The sequence below is a fragment of the Romboutsia lituseburensis DSM 797 genome, assembly GCF_900103615.1.
Taxonomy (GTDB): Bacteria; Bacillota; Clostridia; order Peptostreptococcales; family Peptostreptococcaceae; genus Romboutsia_F; species Romboutsia_F lituseburensis.
This window is the reverse complement of record NZ_FNGW01000004.1, coordinates 367,339-384,759: the sequence shown is the minus strand read 5'-3', so window position 1 is coordinate 384,759 and position 17,421 is coordinate 367,339. Positions and strand designations below refer to the sequence as shown.

17 protein-coding genes are annotated in these 17,421 nt (G+C 26.5%); 2 read left to right on the top strand and 15 right to left on the bottom strand.

Annotated features, from left to right (window positions below; all coding sequences use genetic code 11):
* Positions 1 to 28: 28 nt before the first annotated feature.
* The 13 genes from BLP75_RS10145 to BLP75_RS10090 all read right to left on the bottom strand — a co-directional run bounded on the left by BLP75_RS10145 (position 29) and on the right by BLP75_RS10090 (position 10,613).
* Entirely contained in the window at positions 29 to 1,210 is a 1,182-nt protein-coding gene (locus BLP75_RS10145) for a glycosyltransferase family 4 protein (RefSeq protein ID WP_170139064.1), read from the bottom strand.
* Positions 1,185 to 2,417, bottom strand: coding sequence for a hypothetical protein (locus BLP75_RS10140; protein WP_092725792.1), 1,233 nt, complete (start codon positions 2,415 to 2,417; stop codon positions 1,185 to 1,187). Before BLP75_RS10140 ends, BLP75_RS10145 begins: the two co-directional genes overlap by 26 nt.
* Positions 2,418 to 3,272, bottom strand: a complete 855-nt coding sequence (locus BLP75_RS10135; protein WP_092725791.1) for a glycosyltransferase family 2 protein — start codon at positions 3,270 to 3,272, stop codon at positions 2,418 to 2,420.
* Positions 3,273 to 3,298: 26 nt separating this feature from the next.
* Positions 3,299 to 4,276: a glycosyltransferase family 2 protein gene (locus tag BLP75_RS10130; RefSeq protein ID WP_092725789.1), complete on the bottom strand. Its 978-nt coding sequence runs from the start codon at positions 4,274 to 4,276 to the stop codon at positions 3,299 to 3,301.
* A 4-nt stretch (positions 4,277 to 4,280) separates the two neighbouring features.
* Positions 4,281 to 5,351: a glycosyltransferase family 4 protein gene (locus BLP75_RS10125; RefSeq protein WP_092725787.1), complete on the bottom strand. Its 1,071-nt coding sequence runs from the start codon at positions 5,349 to 5,351 to the stop codon at positions 4,281 to 4,283.
* Positions 5,352 to 5,659: 308 nt separating this feature from the next.
* A complete protein-coding gene (gene pssE / locus BLP75_RS10120) occupies positions 5,660 to 6,130 on the bottom strand; it encodes a PssE/Cps14G family polysaccharide biosynthesis glycosyltransferase (RefSeq protein ID WP_092725785.1) in 471 nt (156 codons plus the stop codon).
* Positions 6,130 to 6,600 carry a PssD/Cps14F family polysaccharide biosynthesis glycosyltransferase gene (pssD, locus tag BLP75_RS10115; protein WP_092725784.1) on the bottom strand — a complete coding sequence of 157 codons (471 nt, stop codon included), beginning with the start codon at positions 6,598 to 6,600 and terminating at the stop codon, positions 6,130 to 6,132. The genes pssE and pssD overlap by 1 nt, the downstream gene beginning before the upstream one ends.
* Before the next feature lie 19 nt (positions 6,601 to 6,619).
* Positions 6,620 to 7,309: a sugar transferase gene (locus BLP75_RS10110; protein WP_170139063.1), complete on the bottom strand. Its 690-nt coding sequence runs from the start codon at positions 7,307 to 7,309 to the stop codon at positions 6,620 to 6,622.
* A 31-nt stretch (positions 7,310 to 7,340) separates the two neighbouring features.
* Entirely contained in the window at positions 7,341 to 7,787 is a 447-nt protein-coding gene (locus tag BLP75_RS10105; RefSeq protein WP_092725780.1) for a hypothetical protein, read from the bottom strand.
* 22 nt (positions 7,788 to 7,809) lie between these two features.
* Positions 7,810 to 8,532, bottom strand: a complete 723-nt coding sequence (locus BLP75_RS10100) for a CpsD/CapB family tyrosine-protein kinase (protein ID WP_092725778.1) — start codon at positions 8,530 to 8,532, stop codon at positions 7,810 to 7,812.
* A 14-nt stretch (positions 8,533 to 8,546) separates the two neighbouring features.
* On the bottom strand, positions 8,547 to 9,227 hold the full coding sequence (locus tag BLP75_RS10095) for a YveK family protein (protein WP_092725777.1): 681 nt from the start codon (positions 9,225 to 9,227) through the stop codon (positions 8,547 to 8,549).
* 235 nt (positions 9,228 to 9,462) lie between these two features.
* The gene (locus BLP75_RS18165; protein WP_170139062.1) at positions 9,463 to 9,624 is read right to left on the bottom strand and encodes a hypothetical protein; all 162 of its coding nucleotides are present in this window, start codon (positions 9,622 to 9,624) and stop codon (positions 9,463 to 9,465) included.
* A 71-nt stretch (positions 9,625 to 9,695) separates the two neighbouring features.
* Positions 9,696 to 10,613 (bottom strand): phosphoenolpyruvate carboxykinase (ATP), encoded by a 918-nt coding sequence (locus tag BLP75_RS10090; RefSeq protein ID WP_092725775.1) that lies wholly within the window; start codon positions 10,611 to 10,613, stop codon positions 9,696 to 9,698.
* A gap of 281 nt (positions 10,614 to 10,894) precedes the next feature.
* On the opposite strand from BLP75_RS10090, the gene BLP75_RS10085 reads away from it, so the two are divergent.
* The gene (locus tag BLP75_RS10085) at positions 10,895 to 11,416 is read left to right on the top strand and encodes a hypothetical protein (RefSeq protein ID WP_092725773.1); all 522 of its coding nucleotides are present in this window, start codon (positions 10,895 to 10,897) and stop codon (positions 11,414 to 11,416) included.
* 140 nt (positions 11,417 to 11,556) lie between these two features.
* On the opposite strand, the gene BLP75_RS10080 is transcribed toward BLP75_RS10085, so the two are convergent.
* On the bottom strand, positions 11,557 to 12,966 hold the full coding sequence (locus tag BLP75_RS10080) for a M20/M25/M40 family metallo-hydrolase (protein ID WP_092725772.1): 1,410 nt from the start codon (positions 12,964 to 12,966) through the stop codon (positions 11,557 to 11,559).
* Between the two features lie 439 nt (positions 12,967 to 13,405).
* Here BLP75_RS10080 and BLP75_RS10075 point away from each other — a divergent pair, with 439 nt between their 5' ends.
* Positions 13,406 to 14,782: an MATE family efflux transporter gene (locus BLP75_RS10075; protein ID WP_092725770.1), complete on the top strand. Its 1,377-nt coding sequence runs from the start codon at positions 13,406 to 13,408 to the stop codon at positions 14,780 to 14,782.
* A 337-nt stretch (positions 14,783 to 15,119) separates the two neighbouring features.
* Here the strand turns inward: BLP75_RS10075 and BLP75_RS10070 are convergent, their stop codons facing one another.
* Positions 15,120 to 17,237, bottom strand: a complete 2,118-nt coding sequence (locus BLP75_RS10070; RefSeq protein WP_092725768.1) for a DNA topoisomerase III — start codon at positions 17,235 to 17,237, stop codon at positions 15,120 to 15,122.
* Positions 17,238 to 17,421 lie beyond the last annotated feature (184 nt).

The window sequence follows — 17,421 nt, the reverse complement described above, 5'->3', positions numbered from 1 at the left end:
CGTTCTCCTATTTTTATTATTTATAATATTATGTAATACTTTTTATTAATCTGTCCCATTCTTTTATTATTATATTAGGATTAAACATACTAGCTCTTTTAATGGCATTTCTAGATAATTTAGTCCTTTTATCCTCATCATTTATTAAATCAAGGATTTTCTCTGCAAATGTATCTTTATTATATCTCTTAACGATAGTTCCACATTCATACCCCTCTATAATTTCTACTGGACCAGAAGTTTCAAATGTAACTATTGGCAATCCACACTGCAACGCTTCTGTAACTACAAGTCCGAACCCTTCATTTCTAGAAGTCATTGCATAAATATCAGCACTTAGCATATATTTTTCTATATCCTTAGTAAATGGAAATATTTTCACATAATCATTTAAATTATTGCATAATATTAAGTTTTGTAATTTACTTTCTTCATCTCCACTACCTATAATGTGTAATTTCCATTCTTCTTTTGTATTTTCTTTAATAGTCTTAAAAATTTCTATTAGCATATCAAATCCTTTTTGATATACTAATCTTCCAGCTGCTATTATAACTTTATTTTGCTGATTACTTATATTTCTATTACTAAAACTTAATGGATTATATATTACTTGCGAGAATACATTTAAGTTTTTTTCATATTTTAATTTATCACTTTTAGTTAATACTATATTTTTATCCAATAGATTTAGATAAGTTTTAAATAAATTTTCTCTATTTCCGTAATATTTATTTTTAGATGTAAAGTATGCATCATATGAGCTATGTTGCCACCCTATCGTTTTACAATTTAATTTAGTTTTTATTATACCTAGGAATACTGAGTAATACCCTTCACATCCTATTACACAATGGTATTTATTTCTTATTATAGTATCTGCTATTTCATCTAGCTCTCTTTTTTTATAATACACATTAGTCTGTAGCTTTATAAACATCGGTCTATTTAAGATATTAGTAAACTTATTAATTCCTCTTAATAGTTTTTTATATAAATATATTATTTTTTTCTCCTCAACTCTTTCTACATTTATAACTTTAACTTTATTATTTAATTGATATTTTGTTCTATCTATTAAAATTTTTTTATCTGTACAAATTATATCAACGTCATATCCCATATCTATAAATAAATTAGATATATTTGTAACAACCCTTTGAACTCCTCCATTTGAAAAAACATTATGGCATAAAAAAGCTATTTTCATATTTTTTAACATCCCCTTTTAACATTTTTGATATATTAATTATCATAAATACAAAAAAACAAAATATTAACATATAATCTCCATGTAATGCTAAGCCATTATAAGTATTAACTTGTATAAAAACAATATAATAACTTATTAATAAATATACTTGTCTTCTTTTTATTAGTAAAAATGTTGGGATTATCATTATTGGTATATATATTAGTACCATTGTTAAAATTCCAAATTCAAATGCAAACATCCTTATCGGATACTCAAATGCAGCAGACGCCCAATTTATATAATTATTAAGTTCAAAAACAAATCCATTTCCATATCCTGTAAAAAATTTCATTGGATATTGATTCATAGACTTGATAAACTCCCACTTTTCAGATCTACCAGTTGTTAAACTATCTCCCATAAATCTAGTAATTACATTATCAAATAAATTAAATTCATTTCCTAGTATAATTATAAGAGCTATTATAATTATTTTGCTTACTTTTGAATCTACTTTAAATAATAATACAATAGCTAATGATATCATTACTATTCCTGTTTTACTTGCAGTTAGAGATATACCTACTATACTAAAAATTGCTACCCATAATTTACATCTATTATTTAAAATATAATAACTATATATATTGTTAATCACAAAAAATATTAAATACATTTGTGTATTAAATAATGGATGACCCATAAAAGAATATAGTCTATATATTTTTTCTGATTGTTGCATCATTACTAAATCTCTTATTCTTGGAGTCATAAATTTAGATAATTCTATCATTATGTTTATGCCTAAGAATTTTTCAATTATTCCTATAACTGTTATAACTATAATTATACAATTAATAGTATTTAACCAAAATTTCAAAATTTTTATAGTATCTTTCTTTTCTAACTCGAATCCAATAATTAATAAAGGCATAAAATAAATCAATATACACTTTATTATCCTACCTAAATCTACTTCATATAAACTAGCTGTAAATAGATAAATTAGTATTGTTATATACCAAAATGCAAAATATATTTTATTTATATTTTTTATGTACTTAAGAAATAATATACCTATAGTTATTACAGCAATAAAATTTACAGTTCCAAATTTTCCACCTAATATTCCACTTCTAATTTCTTGTGGAAATATAAACAACGTTATTATAAAAAATATAAATATATTTTTTATATCTATATTAAGCTTTTTATTAGTCATTTATATTTTTCCTGTCTGTTTATATATCTTACAGTGCAACTTGTTAAGATTTAATAAAGATAGGATAAAATCTAAAAATGATTTTATATTTAATGGATTTTTAAAAAAAGATTTGATAAAATAACGTTTATACTTCCTGTTTAAGCTCATATTGTATACACCTATAGACCTTAAAAATTTTGATTCTATTTTATTATTTTTACTATGTTTATCTAAAAAAATTTCTAATGCCTCTATAGCTTTTTCCCTACTTTTACTTATACTATTCTCTTGATGATATACATTAACCAATACTTTATCTATTACTTCTACCTTATATTTATTAACCAATCTAATTGCAAGATCCCAATCTTGGAACCTAGGCAAATCATTATCAAAAGGTTCATTAATCAAGCATTCTTTTTTTGCAAGAATAGTTTGAGTTGTTATAAAATTGTCCATATATATATTTGAAGAGTCTACATTTATGTTCTTAGGAAACACATATTCTCTATCTTCACTTTTAATCAATACTTTACAAGCTACAACATCTAACTTCTTTTTTTCTAAATATTTCAGCTGTATTTCAAGCTTATTTATATACCACTCATCATCACTATCTTGAAAAGCTATATATCTACCAGAAGCTCTTTTTATTCCTTCATTCCTAGCATAGCAAGCACCTTTGTTTTGTTCTAGTTTAACAAATTTAATTCTATCATCCTGTATGCTTTTTACTATATCTTCTGTATTATCATTTGAATTATCGTCTACAACTATAATCTCTAAGTCACCAATAGACTGATTTAGTACACTTCTTATTGACCTTTCTATTACAGTTGACCTATTAAACGTTGGAATTATAACAGAGATCATATAACCACACTCCTTATCTCATAAATTTACTTTGGATATACCATATGAAAAACTTTCATTTTCCATAGTAATATTTTCACCAATACTATTTTGTCTGATTTATTTATAATAAAAATATGTTTACATCTTTTATTCCACTCATTATACTTTGATCTTTTAAAGAATGAATATAGTTGTTTTAGATCTTTCTTACTATTATAATAGTATAAGTAATAATATCTTATTAAAGTATATAATGTATTTGTATAAAAAACTTTAATCTGCTCCCCTCTAAATGTTAACTCCAGTTTACTTATGTACTCATATATACTATTTATTGTATAAAAGTAATCATTTAATATTTTTTCATTCTTTTTATGAATTAAGGATGTCTCCCTTTGTCTATAATAATATAAAGGTTTATTTAAAATTCCTATTTTTTTAGAACTATAAATTTGTTTCATTACAGGAATCCAATCTTCAAAGTACATATTTGGCTGGAAATAAAATTTATTTTCAATTAGTTGTTGTCTTTTAAATAGCTTATCCCATACAAATCCATTAACCTTAAATTCTAACATCATACCCAATATATCCTCGTTAGTATATACGTCTTTTTCAATTATATTAAATACTCGTATTTTATCCTTTCTAGGTTTATGATCATATTTTTTTATATGACCACATATAACAATATCATAATCTAAGCTTTTAGCTTTAGAATACATTTCTTCAATCATATTTATTTCCATATAATCATCAGAATCAATATACATAACATATTCACCCTTAGCATGTCTTAATCCTAAATTCCTAGCTTCTGATACACCCTTATTCTCTTGTTCTAAATATATTATATTTTTATACTTTAATTTAAATTTTTCTATAATATTTTTACTTCTATCAGTTGAACCATCATTTACTATTATCACTTCTATATTTTTGTATGTTTGGTTAAAAATTGATTTTAAACACTCTTCTATATAGTTTTCTACATTATATACGGGAATTATAATACTTATCATACGTTTATCCTTTACAATATATTTTTATGTGTTCACTTATATATTCATCGCTACTGAAATATTTATTAAAAATATTTTTAGAATTTATTTTCATCTCAATCAATTTTTCTCTATCTTTGTACAACTCTAATATTCTATTTGAAAATTGATCTATATCTTTTACATTCACTAGGTGCCCATTCATTCCTTCTACTATTTCTTCATTTGTTCCATTAATATTGGTTGCAATTACAGGTATTCCTTGAGAAAATGCTTCAATTGGAGCTAATGGTAATCCTTCTATATATGAGCATAATAAAAGTAAGTCAATATATTTTAGATGTTCTATTACATTATCTTTACTTCCTAATAAAATTATAAAATCTTGTAGTCTTTCTTTTTTTATATATTTTTCTAGGTTTTCTTTTTCTGGCCCATCTCCTATAAGTACAAATCTTATATTATCGTTTTCTATTACAGTTTTTTTTGCTATATCTACAAAATCATATACACCTTTATAATCAATTATTCTACTTACTTGTGCTATAATAAAATATCCTTGATCCTTTAAATTAATTAATCTTTTATCTACTACTTTATTGTCATTTTCAGTTTCTATAGTATTATAAATAGTAGTTATCCTATTTCCATTTAATTTAGATTTAGTTTGCAATATTTTTTTTGCTGATTCACTTACTGTTATTATTTTTATACTATTTAATGCAAACTTAGTTAATCTAAATTTATCTTCTATACATAGATGTTGTGTATGAATAACTTTTACTTTTACAAACTTAGATACTATCTTAGCTGTAAGTGCCGACATTCTATGATGGCTATGAATTATATCTATATTTTCGTCTTTAACTATTTTTATTAATTTATAAACATTGGATATTATTATACTAGGCTTCTTATTTACTACGTCATGTATCTTATAATGCATAATTCCCAAATTATTTAATTCGGACTCTAAAATGCCTCCCATGCTTGCTACAATTATTTTATTATCTTTTTTCAATTCTTTACATAATTTCAATATGCATTTATTATCACCACCCAAATGCATTGAATTATTAAGATAAAGTATATTCATTTTTCCTCCTATAAATGTATCTATCGATTTTGTTATACTTTCTGTATTTAATACATACTCATTAGTTTTAAATTGTTTTAAAATTTTTAGAACAATTCATAACTTGATTATTTCATCTATATTTTTTAATAATCTATAATATTTATTATTTTGTTTTTACTTAATTAAGTTTATAAACATTCTACTTCAGTTATTATTTAAGTAAAATTTAGATAAGGCTGTCATTCCTTCTTTAACCTCTAATAAGGAACCAACTACCAAAATATTTATCTTCACATTTTTCACTAGAACTTTTCATTTATATACTTTTATATTATATTTTCAATATAATTGTCTAATTTACATATAAATTCTTGTGATGATTTATTATATTCTTTAAAGTTAAATTTCTTTGATATTTCTATCAAATCGCCTATTTTTTTTTCATTGATTGTTCCAATTATATATCCTTCTTTTATAAATTTTTTTACAATTTCTACTTGATGATTATCAACATGCTCATTATATTTAATTAATCTTGGTATAGCAATTACTCTTTTTTTAAAATTTATCGCCTCTAGTATTGATCCAACTCCTCCATGACATATAACTATATCAGCCTTTTCTAAATAATATCTAAATTCTTCTTTTCCCATAAAATTAATTACTTGATATTTATTAGATTTAAAATGTGTATGACCTGATTGTATTATTACTTTATCTTTTAGGTCTAATTTTTCTAATTGATTTAATATTCTCGTAAATTTCATTTCAAAGGTTCCAAGTGTTACAAAAATCATTAAAATAACCTACCTTCATATATAGTATCTTGAAATTTTTCTTTCAATTCTCTATGTTGGACAAAAAATAAATCTGATATTGATTTCAAATTTTTCCCAGTTAAACTTAAAGATTCTACTCTAGCGAAAGACTCAATATACACTATTTTACTCCTCATAATCTTACCTATATAGCAAATTGGAATAACACAGTTAGCTCCTGTAGTTACTATAACATCTGGCCTATACTTAAAATAAATTATTATGGATTTAATAATATTGAATATAAATTTAAATAGAAACTTTATAAATGGTTTTCTTGATGTATGAATCAGAAACGATATCCTGTTCCCATATATATTTTTTAAATTTATAGTGCTTTCTGTTTTTTCAGTAACTATGTAAGATTCATATTTATTTATTAAATATTCCATCTGCATTAACTCTGATAAGTGACCCCCTGCAGATGAAATAAACAATACTTTTTTCATATTTGCAATACTCTCCTATCTATGATGCATTTTCATCTCCAAACAGTACAAACACCGTTTTAAATATCAGCTTTATATCAAGCCACAAACATCTATTTTGTATATATTCAACATCCATATCTACCCACTCATCAAATCCAACATTATTTCTACCACTTACCTGCCATATACAAGTAAGCCCTGGCTTCACTCCAAGTCTTTGCATTTGATATGCTGTGTACTGCTCAACTTCATGAGGTATAGGTGGTCTTGGACCAACTAAGCTCATATCACCTTTAAGTACATTAAATAGCTGTGGCAATTCATCGATACTTGTTCTTCTTATAAATCTACCTATATTAGTTATTCTAGGATCGTTTTCTATCTTGAAAACTGGCCCTGTTTGTTCATTTTGATCCATAAGTTCATCTAAAAGTTCTTCTGCATTATGTACCATACTTCTAAACTTGTACATTTTAAAAGTTAATGGATATCTGCCGTTTCTTTCTTGTGCAAAGAATACCTTGCCTTTTGGATCTTCTAATTTAATAAGTATTGCTACTGCTAAAAACAATGGAGATAATAATATAAGACCTGCTAAAGAACATACTATATCGATTATTCTTTTAGTTGCTGTATAGAATATAGAGTTGTTTGTTTGTATACTATCTATATCAATAGCTACAGCTGATTCATCTATTTCACTTTCAAATCTAAATCTTTCCCCCATTTTACCCTCCATAATATAAATTCCATTTATACTATTTATTACTGTCTCTCTTATCAACTTTTATATATTTATCTGCAAATAATAAATATACATATCTAGTTCCAACCGCCAAAACTGATATAATCAGTACATTAAAAATATAAAATAATGGTGACTTAGGCAAATTAAAAGTTTTATCAATTAAATATATAGGTAACATTGCTACGAAACATGCAGTAAAAATATTTCCAATAATTCCTGCTTTATCAAACTTAAAATAAATTTTATAACAGTTAAAAATACCTAATAAAGATGTGTTAAATACTATATATAAAATCAGTGTATTTAAGCTTTTCATTCTAAATATGTGTGAATTATCTATTTTCAATAATTGACTGCTAATTAACATAGCTAGTACTATACTGCATATATCAAGAGCCCATGTCATCACTTTTTTAGATGTATTTTTTTCATTTAAGACTTCACTTTTTACTTGCATATAAGCCTCCTACATGGCTTTTTTACGCCATGGATTTTTCTTTTTTGTTCATTTTTCTATTAGCTTTTTTAGATTTTCTTCCTTGATAGTAGTACGCATAATAGTCATGTCCATTAGTTTTTACTGCAAATTTATTAAGTACTGTTCCTATTATTTTTGCTCCTACACTATCTAGTCTTTCTTTTGCTAGTTTAGCTGTTTCTATATCTGTTTCATTTGCACCTATTACTAATATGCATCCATCTGAATAACTTGATATTACTCCAGCGTCTGTTACTATTCCTATCGGTGGTGCATCTATGAATATATAGTCATAATTATCTTTTAAATTATCTATAAATTCTTTCATCCTTTGAGATGCCAACATTTCTGAAGGATTTGGTGGTACTACTCCACATGTTAATACATGAAGGTTTTTAGTATCTGTGCAGTTTACACAGTCTACAAAAGTTGTATTATCTACTAATACATCTGTAAGTCCGTGTAAGTTACTTATTCCAAACATTCTATGTACACCTGGGTTTCTTAGATCTCCATCTATTACAAGTACTTTTTTGTCTAAGTTAGCAAATGTTGTTGCTAGGTTAGTTATTACTGTTGTTTTTCCTTCGTTTTGTTTACTACTTGTTACTGTTATTACTTTCATTTCTTTGTCTAGATCTGAGAATTGTATGCTCGTTCTTATTCCTCTATATGCTTCTGATATAGGGGATTTCGGATTTTTTATAGTTATTAATTTTGGCATATTTTACTTTCCCCCTATTTTATTAATCCTTCATCAGGTATTACTCCTAATATTGGTAGTTCTAAATGTTTTTGTATATCTTGTGGTGTCTTTATTTTGTTATCTAGATATTCTATTAAGAATATTACAAACAGTCCTATCATTGCTCCTAGTACTGCTGCTATAACCATGTTCATTGTTTTGTTTGAGTTTATAGGCGCTTTTGAAAGTATTGCTTTATCTATTACTTCTACCTTATTGGCATTTGTTATTCTTTTTGCTTCTTTTCCAAATACTTCAGGTATTTTATTTGCTATATCTCTGGCTCTTTCTGGATTTGTATCTTGTACCATCAAGTTCATTATTTGTGTTTCATTGACTGGTGTTACTGATACTGATGCAGCTAGTTGATTGTATGTCATGTCTAGATTTAAATCTTTTATGACTGGTTCTAGCACTGCTCTTGATTTGATTACTTCTCCATATAGTACTGCTAGCTTTTGTGTTACTGACATTTGATCTCCTGTAAGTACTGTAGTACCATTTATTGGTTCAGCACTTACTATTAGCGTTGTTTGTGCTTGATATACTGGAACATATCTAACATAACTTATAATTCCACTAACTGTTGTGGCTACTATTGCTATAAGTGCAATTATCCAAAATCGCTTTTTTATTATTGCGAAATACTCCCTTAAGTCAATTGTTTCTTCCATTTACTTCCCTCCACTTATCCTCCAATTAATTTTGTTTAAGTTTTAACTCCTATATTATTATATTTTTTTAGGTAGATAACGAATACTACCCACAGGTGTAGTTTTGTATTCCTTTTTGTATTAGCCCTATAAGTAATATGGTTAATTTGTTTCTACATATGTGTAACACAAAAAATCTCACTTTATATGTTTTATATAAAGTGAGATTTAAATTATTGTTAACTATTTAAATATTTTAAGATGGTCCTAGTCCCGGTGGTTTTGGTGGCTTATTACTACTACTACTGCTGCTACTCTCATCCTTTCCTAGTGGCCTTATTCCTAGAGGGTCTTTACTTATACTTTCAGTTTTTCCTATTCCCAAGCACGTTATTTTAGGTTTTTTCCATTCTTTCATAATATCTCCCCCATCCCTTTTGTTTTATTTTTATATTAACCTTATTTTCTTAATAAGGAATATAAATAATTTTATAATTCTGATAATTCATTTTCTACTAAGTCCATCTGTTCTTCTATTGTTATCTTGTCTGATGGTCGTTTTATTTTATATAAAGGAATACTGTTGATTAATTGAATTGCTTTTTTAAAATATTCTGGTCTCGTTCCTATTGAACTTTCTACCCCAAAGAAATATATGTTATTCAGCATATAGTCAATTTTTTTATTGCCTTCTATTTTTTCTATACTAACTTTTTCATATTCATCTTTAGATACTATTTCAAATATAGCTTGTACTTTACATGGCTTTGGTTCAAACATTTGGTTTACTGGCACTTTGTATCTTATTCTTTCAGTATCTTTTTTATTTATTTCATAGTTTTTTTTATTATATCCCAATACTTTCATAACATCTTCGCATATCTTATTTTGTGGATATGCAGGTTGAGCTAGTACACTATCCTTTAGTATATCTAGTGCTACTACATCATCTGATAAAAACTTATATCCCTTATTATTAAAAGCTGATGCTAATGTTGATTTACCTGCTTTACTTTTGCCTGATATTATAATAGCTTTATCTCCTTTTGATATGGCTGATCCATGTAGTGCTATGGTTTTTCTTTGAATTAACAATATTCCAAATGACCATCCTAATAAAAATGATTTTATTCTTTCATTATCCTTATCTTTTAATGGTTCTATTATTATGGTGTTACCATTTTTTATTTGATATATTGCAATGTCTTTAGTGTATACACATATATCATTTATATCTGTACCTATCCATGAATTGCTTTTTACTTGATTTTTTATTTTATTATTAGTTTTTCCATATATTATTTTTACATCTATTTGGTTACATTGATTGTCCTCTATTTTTACAAGTTCTTCTAGTTCAATTTCTGATTCTATATTTAACCCATATACCCTATATTTAAATGACATAAATAAAATTATCCTTCCTGAAAAGTATTATTTAGTATAATAATACCTTTTATAGAATTTTCAGAAAATTATTCTTAAGTATAATTTTTATTATTTTCATAATTATTTTTTTATATTAATTATACAAAAATAGAGCAATATAATTATGACTCTAGTTTTGATACTTTTATTAAATGGATTTGTTAAACAAAGCACTTGTTAAGATACCTATTTCTCCTAAGTACATTTAATATATACTTAAGGAAAATAGATATATTGAATTGATATAGGAGGATAGAAAAATGGAATACAATTTCAAATTAACACTAGAAGAATATGCAACTGCTTTAAAGTTTATATCGGAATTTGATGAGAAAAATACTCATGTCTTAAAGTTGATTAAAAAAGTTATTGTTGGATCATGGCTAATAATGAGTATTATATATTTTGTTATTTATGGGTTTAAAGCATTCTTAGTTTTTGGTGTGTTAGCAGGATTAATAGTCTTATTATTGTTTTGGGGACTAAGTCCTGAACAATTACATAAAAAACGACTTAGATTAGTAAAAAATAAAGTAAATAAAAATCCTGATATACTAGGTTGGCAGAGCTTAAAAATTGAAGAAAATAGTATTATATATTCTTTTGAGGATAATATAAAAAAAACAAATCTTAGCAATGTAAGTAAATTTTTTGAAGAAGATAGTATTATTGTCATTATTAATAACAAAGGTAATATATCTGCCCTTATTCCATGTTCTTGTTTTCAAACTCCTTTAGATAGGGAAAAATTTATTAATACTTTAAATATAAGTAATCATTAAAATTAATTAGCTTAGCAAGTTCGTAATTTTAATATAATGCAAATTAACTATAAAAATGACTGGCGATGTTAATGGAATACAAAGCCAGTCATTTTTATTATTCTATTTAATAATAGAATAATTTAACATATCCTATTAAATTATAAACTTGGCATTTCTTCATTTTCAAATTCTATATTTTTAAATTGCTTTTTATTTGGCTTATTAGGTTTGTTTGGTGATTTTTCTTGCATATCCATAAGCATGTTTAATACTAATGTTGCTGTTTCTTTTATGTTTTGAGGATCTATTTTATCTAATGTATCTTCATCTGTATGATAGTATGGGTCTTTGTCAAATTGTATAAATACAGATGGTATACCTGCTGCTTCAAATGGTGCATGATCACTTGATCCTGAGTTAAAGTGTCCTCCAAATTTATATCCTAATTCATTTATATTTTCGTGTGCTATATCTGTTATTTTATGTGATGCATTATCATCTATGTTATATGTTACTACTTGATTTCCTACTCCTACCATATCAAGATTTATCATACCTGCTATATTTTCAGCTTCTCCTGATTGTACTAATTGTTCTACGTATTCTTTAGATCCTACTAGCCCTATTTCCTCTGCTCCAAATGCAACAAATTTTATATTATATTGTAGTTTGTTTTTAACTTCTGGTTGTGATATTAATCTAGCTAATTCAAGTATTGTTGCTGTACCACTTGCATTGTCATTAGCACCTGGACAGCTTACACTATCAAAGTGCGCTCCTACTACTAATGTTTGAGGATTTTTAACGTTTTTATGTGCTGGTAATTCACCTACTACATTGTATGAAAAACTATTTGGTTTTACTATAGTGTTAACTTCCATAGATACATTTACACTTTCTCCAGCATTTACTTTATCTACTAAAACTTTTCCATCTTCTAAGCTCATACCTACTGTTGGTACTACACTATCATTTAGTTCACCTAGTGTACCATTTAACATTCCACTAGCATTATTATATATGATTACTCCAACTGCTCCATTGTTGTATGCATTTTTAGCTTTATCTGCAAAAGATATTGAACCCCTTTGTATAAGTGCTATTTTACCTTGCAAGTTAGCTTCTTTACACTCATTTTCTGTTCCAGTTTTTGCATATACAAGTTCACCTTCTAATTTTTGATTAGTAGGTTGTGAGTATGTCAGTGTTTTTACAGTTACACTTTGATTATTTATTGTTAATGAAGACCCCTCATCTATAAATCCATCTATCCCATCTACTGTTTTAAGTTCTGAGTTTAGTCCTAATTTTTTAAATTGGCTTTGTATGTATTTAGCCGCTTCATGTTCTCCCTCAAATCCTGTAACTCTGGCGTTATCTTTATTTTGACCATCCTCCATTGATAGTCTTTCTATATCTTTTAGTATTTTATTCACACTCAGCTGCCTCTCTATTTTTGATAATATCCCATTTGAAACTGATGATGCTGATGCTGGAGTTGTAAATAACATTGGAGCTACTATTACTGCTGATGCAGCTACTACACATATTTTTTTCTTTTTAGACATAATACAAACACCCTCCTGTAAATATAAATATTTATTTAAATTAGTCTATTATATCTACAGGTTGTTTTATGATAGTTATTTTTATTTTTGCACAAAAAAATAACTTCTGGTAGTTCAGAAGTTATTTTTTTGATTCTAAGCACAATTAGTTTTCAATATCATAATAAGATTTTTGTAATAAGACTTTTCTATTGATAATTTGAGTTTAAGTTTTTTATCACTATTGATTATATACGTACTTGGCTTTAATTTAAATTACTCTATGTATTAATTTTTAATACTCCTATAGTATAATTTTTTACTTATACATATTACTTCTTGCTGTATCACATTTATATATATTATTGATAAATTCTATTTTAGATTATTTAATATATCTGGTTATGAAACAAGTGTAACCTAAAATATACTATAAAAGAGTAAGAAAGGTGGTCAAAAAATGAATGAAAAAAATATTGATTTATTAGCAAATGAACCAGTATATAAAGCAATAGTCAAGTTATCTATCCCCATGGTTATGGGAATGATGGTACAGGTATTTTATAATCTTGTAGATACATACTTTATAGGTATGCTAGGTGATTCTAGTCAATTGGCAGCATCTAATATAGCGCTACCTATATTTATATTATTAATGGGTATTGCAAGTATTATAGGTACAGGGGCATCGTCATACATTTCAAGATGTCTAGGTAGTAAAGATTATGAACAAGCAAATAAAACAACTTCAATATCGGCAGGGTTATTGTTAATGATTGCAATAATTGTAACTGTATTAGGTTTAGCATTTTGTAAGCCATTAGTAAAATCTCTTGGAGCTAGCGGTGATACTTATGAGTATACTTATCAATACGTTAGTATAATGCTTGTAGGTTCTATCGCTGTAATTGGTAATTTTGCATTTGGTCAATTATTAAGAGCAGAGGGTAATGCTGTGAAATCAATGATGGGTATGGTAATAGGTACAATTCTTAATCTAATATTAGACCCAATATTCATTTTTAAATTTAATCTTGGAGTATCAGGGGCAGCACTTGCTACTATAATAGGGAATCTGGTCGGGTTTATATATTATTTAGCATGCTTTATAAAAGGTAATACTGTTCTTAAGATAAAATTAAGGCTATTTAGTTTTGATAAAAAGATACTAGGCGAAATATTTAAAATAGGTTTACCATCATCTTTTAATCAAATATTAATGGGTGTTGCAACTATAGTAGCAAACAATATAGCTATAAAGTATGGAACTCAAACAGTAGCAGGAATGGGTGTTGCTGCAAAGATAATGATGATAGGAACATTTATATTTATAGGGTTCTCTACAGGGTGCCAACCTATTATAGGCTATAGTTATGGGGCTGGTAACTTAAATAGAGCAAAAGAAGTAATTAAAATAGGTACTAGATTAACTTGTATTATAGGTATAGTGCTACTAGGAGTATTTGCCATTAGTTCCCCAATATTAATAGGATTATTTACAAAAGAGCCTCAAGTAATAGATAAGGGAACAGTAATATTAAGGGCATTAATATGGTCATTACCTTTTATAGGAGGGCAAATGATAGCAACAACTGCTGCTCAATCTATGGGTAAAGCAGTACCTGCTATGATATTATCTATCTCTAGACAAGGATTACTTTATATACCATTATTATTAATATTAAATGCTGTTTTAGGATTTAATGGATTTATATATGCCCAACCAGCTACTGATATTATAATGAGGGTGTTATCTAGTATTTATATATCAAAAATATTTGCAAAAGAGTTACTAAATATTAATGGTAATATTGATCCAAAAGATACGCTTATATAAAAAATCCGCTTCGTTTAATCCAATTCATGGGCACTACACTTCATGTAGACAACGACTTGGTCAATTTCTAAAAAAATAGCTTCCGAAATAATCGGAAGCTGTTTTTGAGTTTTTGTAAAAAATTTAAAAATAAATTAACTAAAAGAAATATGATTTTTTACAATAATTTTGGGAATTTTCATTAAATATAAATATATTTAAGATACTTTTATTATAGCATCTGTTTTTTTAATATTATATTACTCTTAAGAGTAATTTTTTTATATTTCTACATATTTTTTTATATTATTTTACAGTTCCCTCATTTTCAACTTCTTTAAACGACATTATATTACTTTTATTTCTTTAATTTCGCTAAAGCTGCTGCAAAAGGATTATTGAAGTTTTCGTCAGTTTTGTTTTGATTTTTTAGATATTTATTTACATCTTTTTTAGATGCTTTATTTTTTTCTTCTGATTTTCTTTTATTAAATGTGCTTAATTTTTCTCTATGTCCACAGCTACAAACAAATGTCTTTCCTTCTCCTTCTCCACGAAGTTCTAGTCTTTTATGACATACTGGACATCTTGCATTTGTTGTTTGTGATACAGTTTTTCTAGTGTTACATTCTCTATCTTCACAAACTAACATCTTACCTCTTTTTCCGTTTACTTCAAGCATGAACTTTCCACACTCTGGGCATCTATTTTTAGTTAAGTTATCATGTTTAAATTTAGAGTCACTTTGCTTTATTTCTTTTACTATATCTATAGAATAATTTTTCATGTCACCTATAAATTTGTTTTTGTTTAACTTTCCTTTTGATATATCATTTAATTGATTTTCCCAAGAAGATGTTAATTCTGGTGTTTTTAAATCTTTTGGTGCAAGTTCTAATAATTGCTTACCTTTTGATGTTATGTGTATGTCTTTTCCTTTTTTCTCTAATAAGAAAGTGTTAAATAATTTTTCTATTATATCAGCTCTTGTCGCTACTGTTCCTAGTCCATTTTTCTCCATTTGTGTAAGTAAACTAGCTTCATTTAGATATGATGGAGGGTTAGTTTTTCCAGTAGTTTTATTTATTTTTTCTACTTCTAACGTATCTCCTTCTTTAACTGTTGGTATACTATCATAGCTTTCTTCATCATCGCTATCTTTGTACGTTTCTCTCCATCCTAAAGATATTATTTTATTACCTTTAGCAGTTAACTTTTCATCATTTATTTTAGCTTCTATACTTGTTTGTTCATATTCAAATGGAGGACAAAGTACTGCTAAAAATCTCTTTACTACTAAGTCATATATTTTTCTTTCTTTATCACTTAAATCACCTAAGAATACTCTTTCTTCTGTTGGTATTATTGCGTGGTGATCACTTACTTTTGAGTCATCAACAAATGATTTATTTCCTTTTATTTTTGTTTTTAATAGTTTTGTGCATACTCTTGAGTAGTCACTTACATTTACTGCTTTTATTCTATCATGTAATGTTTCTACTATGTCTGTAGTTAAATATCTAGAGTCTGTTCTTGGATAAGTAAGTACTTTGTGGTGCTCGTATAGTTTTTGCATTATTGATAGTGTTTCTTTTGCTGAGTATCCAAATATTTTGTTGGCATCTCTTTGTAATTCTGTTAAGTCATATAGTGCTGGTGAATATTTTTTCTTATGACTTTTATTTACTTTTGTTACTTCTATTTTTGAGTTATTTATTTTCTTTATAGTGTTATCTACTTTTTCTTCGTTAAAGCTACTACTTGAGTTTTTGTTATCTACCCATGTAAATTTAAGGCTACTTGAACCTTTAGTTCCTATTACATTTATTCCATAGTAGTTTTTAGGTTTAAATTCCATTATTTCATTTTCTCTTTTAAGTATCATTGCTAGTGTTGGAGTTTGAACTCTACCACAAGAAAGTTGTGCATTATGCTTTGTTGTAAGTGCACGAGTTGCATTTATTCCAACTATCCAGTCAGCTTCTGCTCTTGCTATTGCTGAATAATATAGATTTTCGTATTCTTTAGCATCTTTAAGTTTATTAAATCCATCTTTTATTGCTTTATCTGTACTTGATGATATCCATAAACGCTTTAATGGCTTTTTAACTTGTGCTTTTTCTATTATCCATCTAGCTACAAGCTCTCCTTCACGACCTGCATCTGTTGCTATTACTATTTCAGATACGTCATCTCTATTCATTTGAGCTTTTACTGTGTTGAACTGTTTACTAGTCTTTTTAATTACTACAGTTTTTAAATACTTTGGAAGTATTGGTAAATCATCTATATTCCAAGATTTGTATTGTTGACCATAACTTTCTGTATCTGCTAATGTTACTAAATGTCCTAGTGCCCATGTTACTATATATTTTGGTCCATCTATATATCCATTTTTTTCGTTTTTGCATCCTAATACTCTAGCTATATCTCTACCTACTGAAGGTTTTTCTGCTAGTACTAATATCTTCTTCATCGTATTACCTTCCTTTGATTGCCCATATGAGCATATTGTTTTACATAATTATTATATTAACATATATTTTGAAGTATCTACTAATTTAAATAATTTTATATGCAATAAATATACATTTTTTCCATATTCCATTAAATTGTTAGTGGTCAATACGAATTAAATTGTTGACATTTTTTAGTTTATT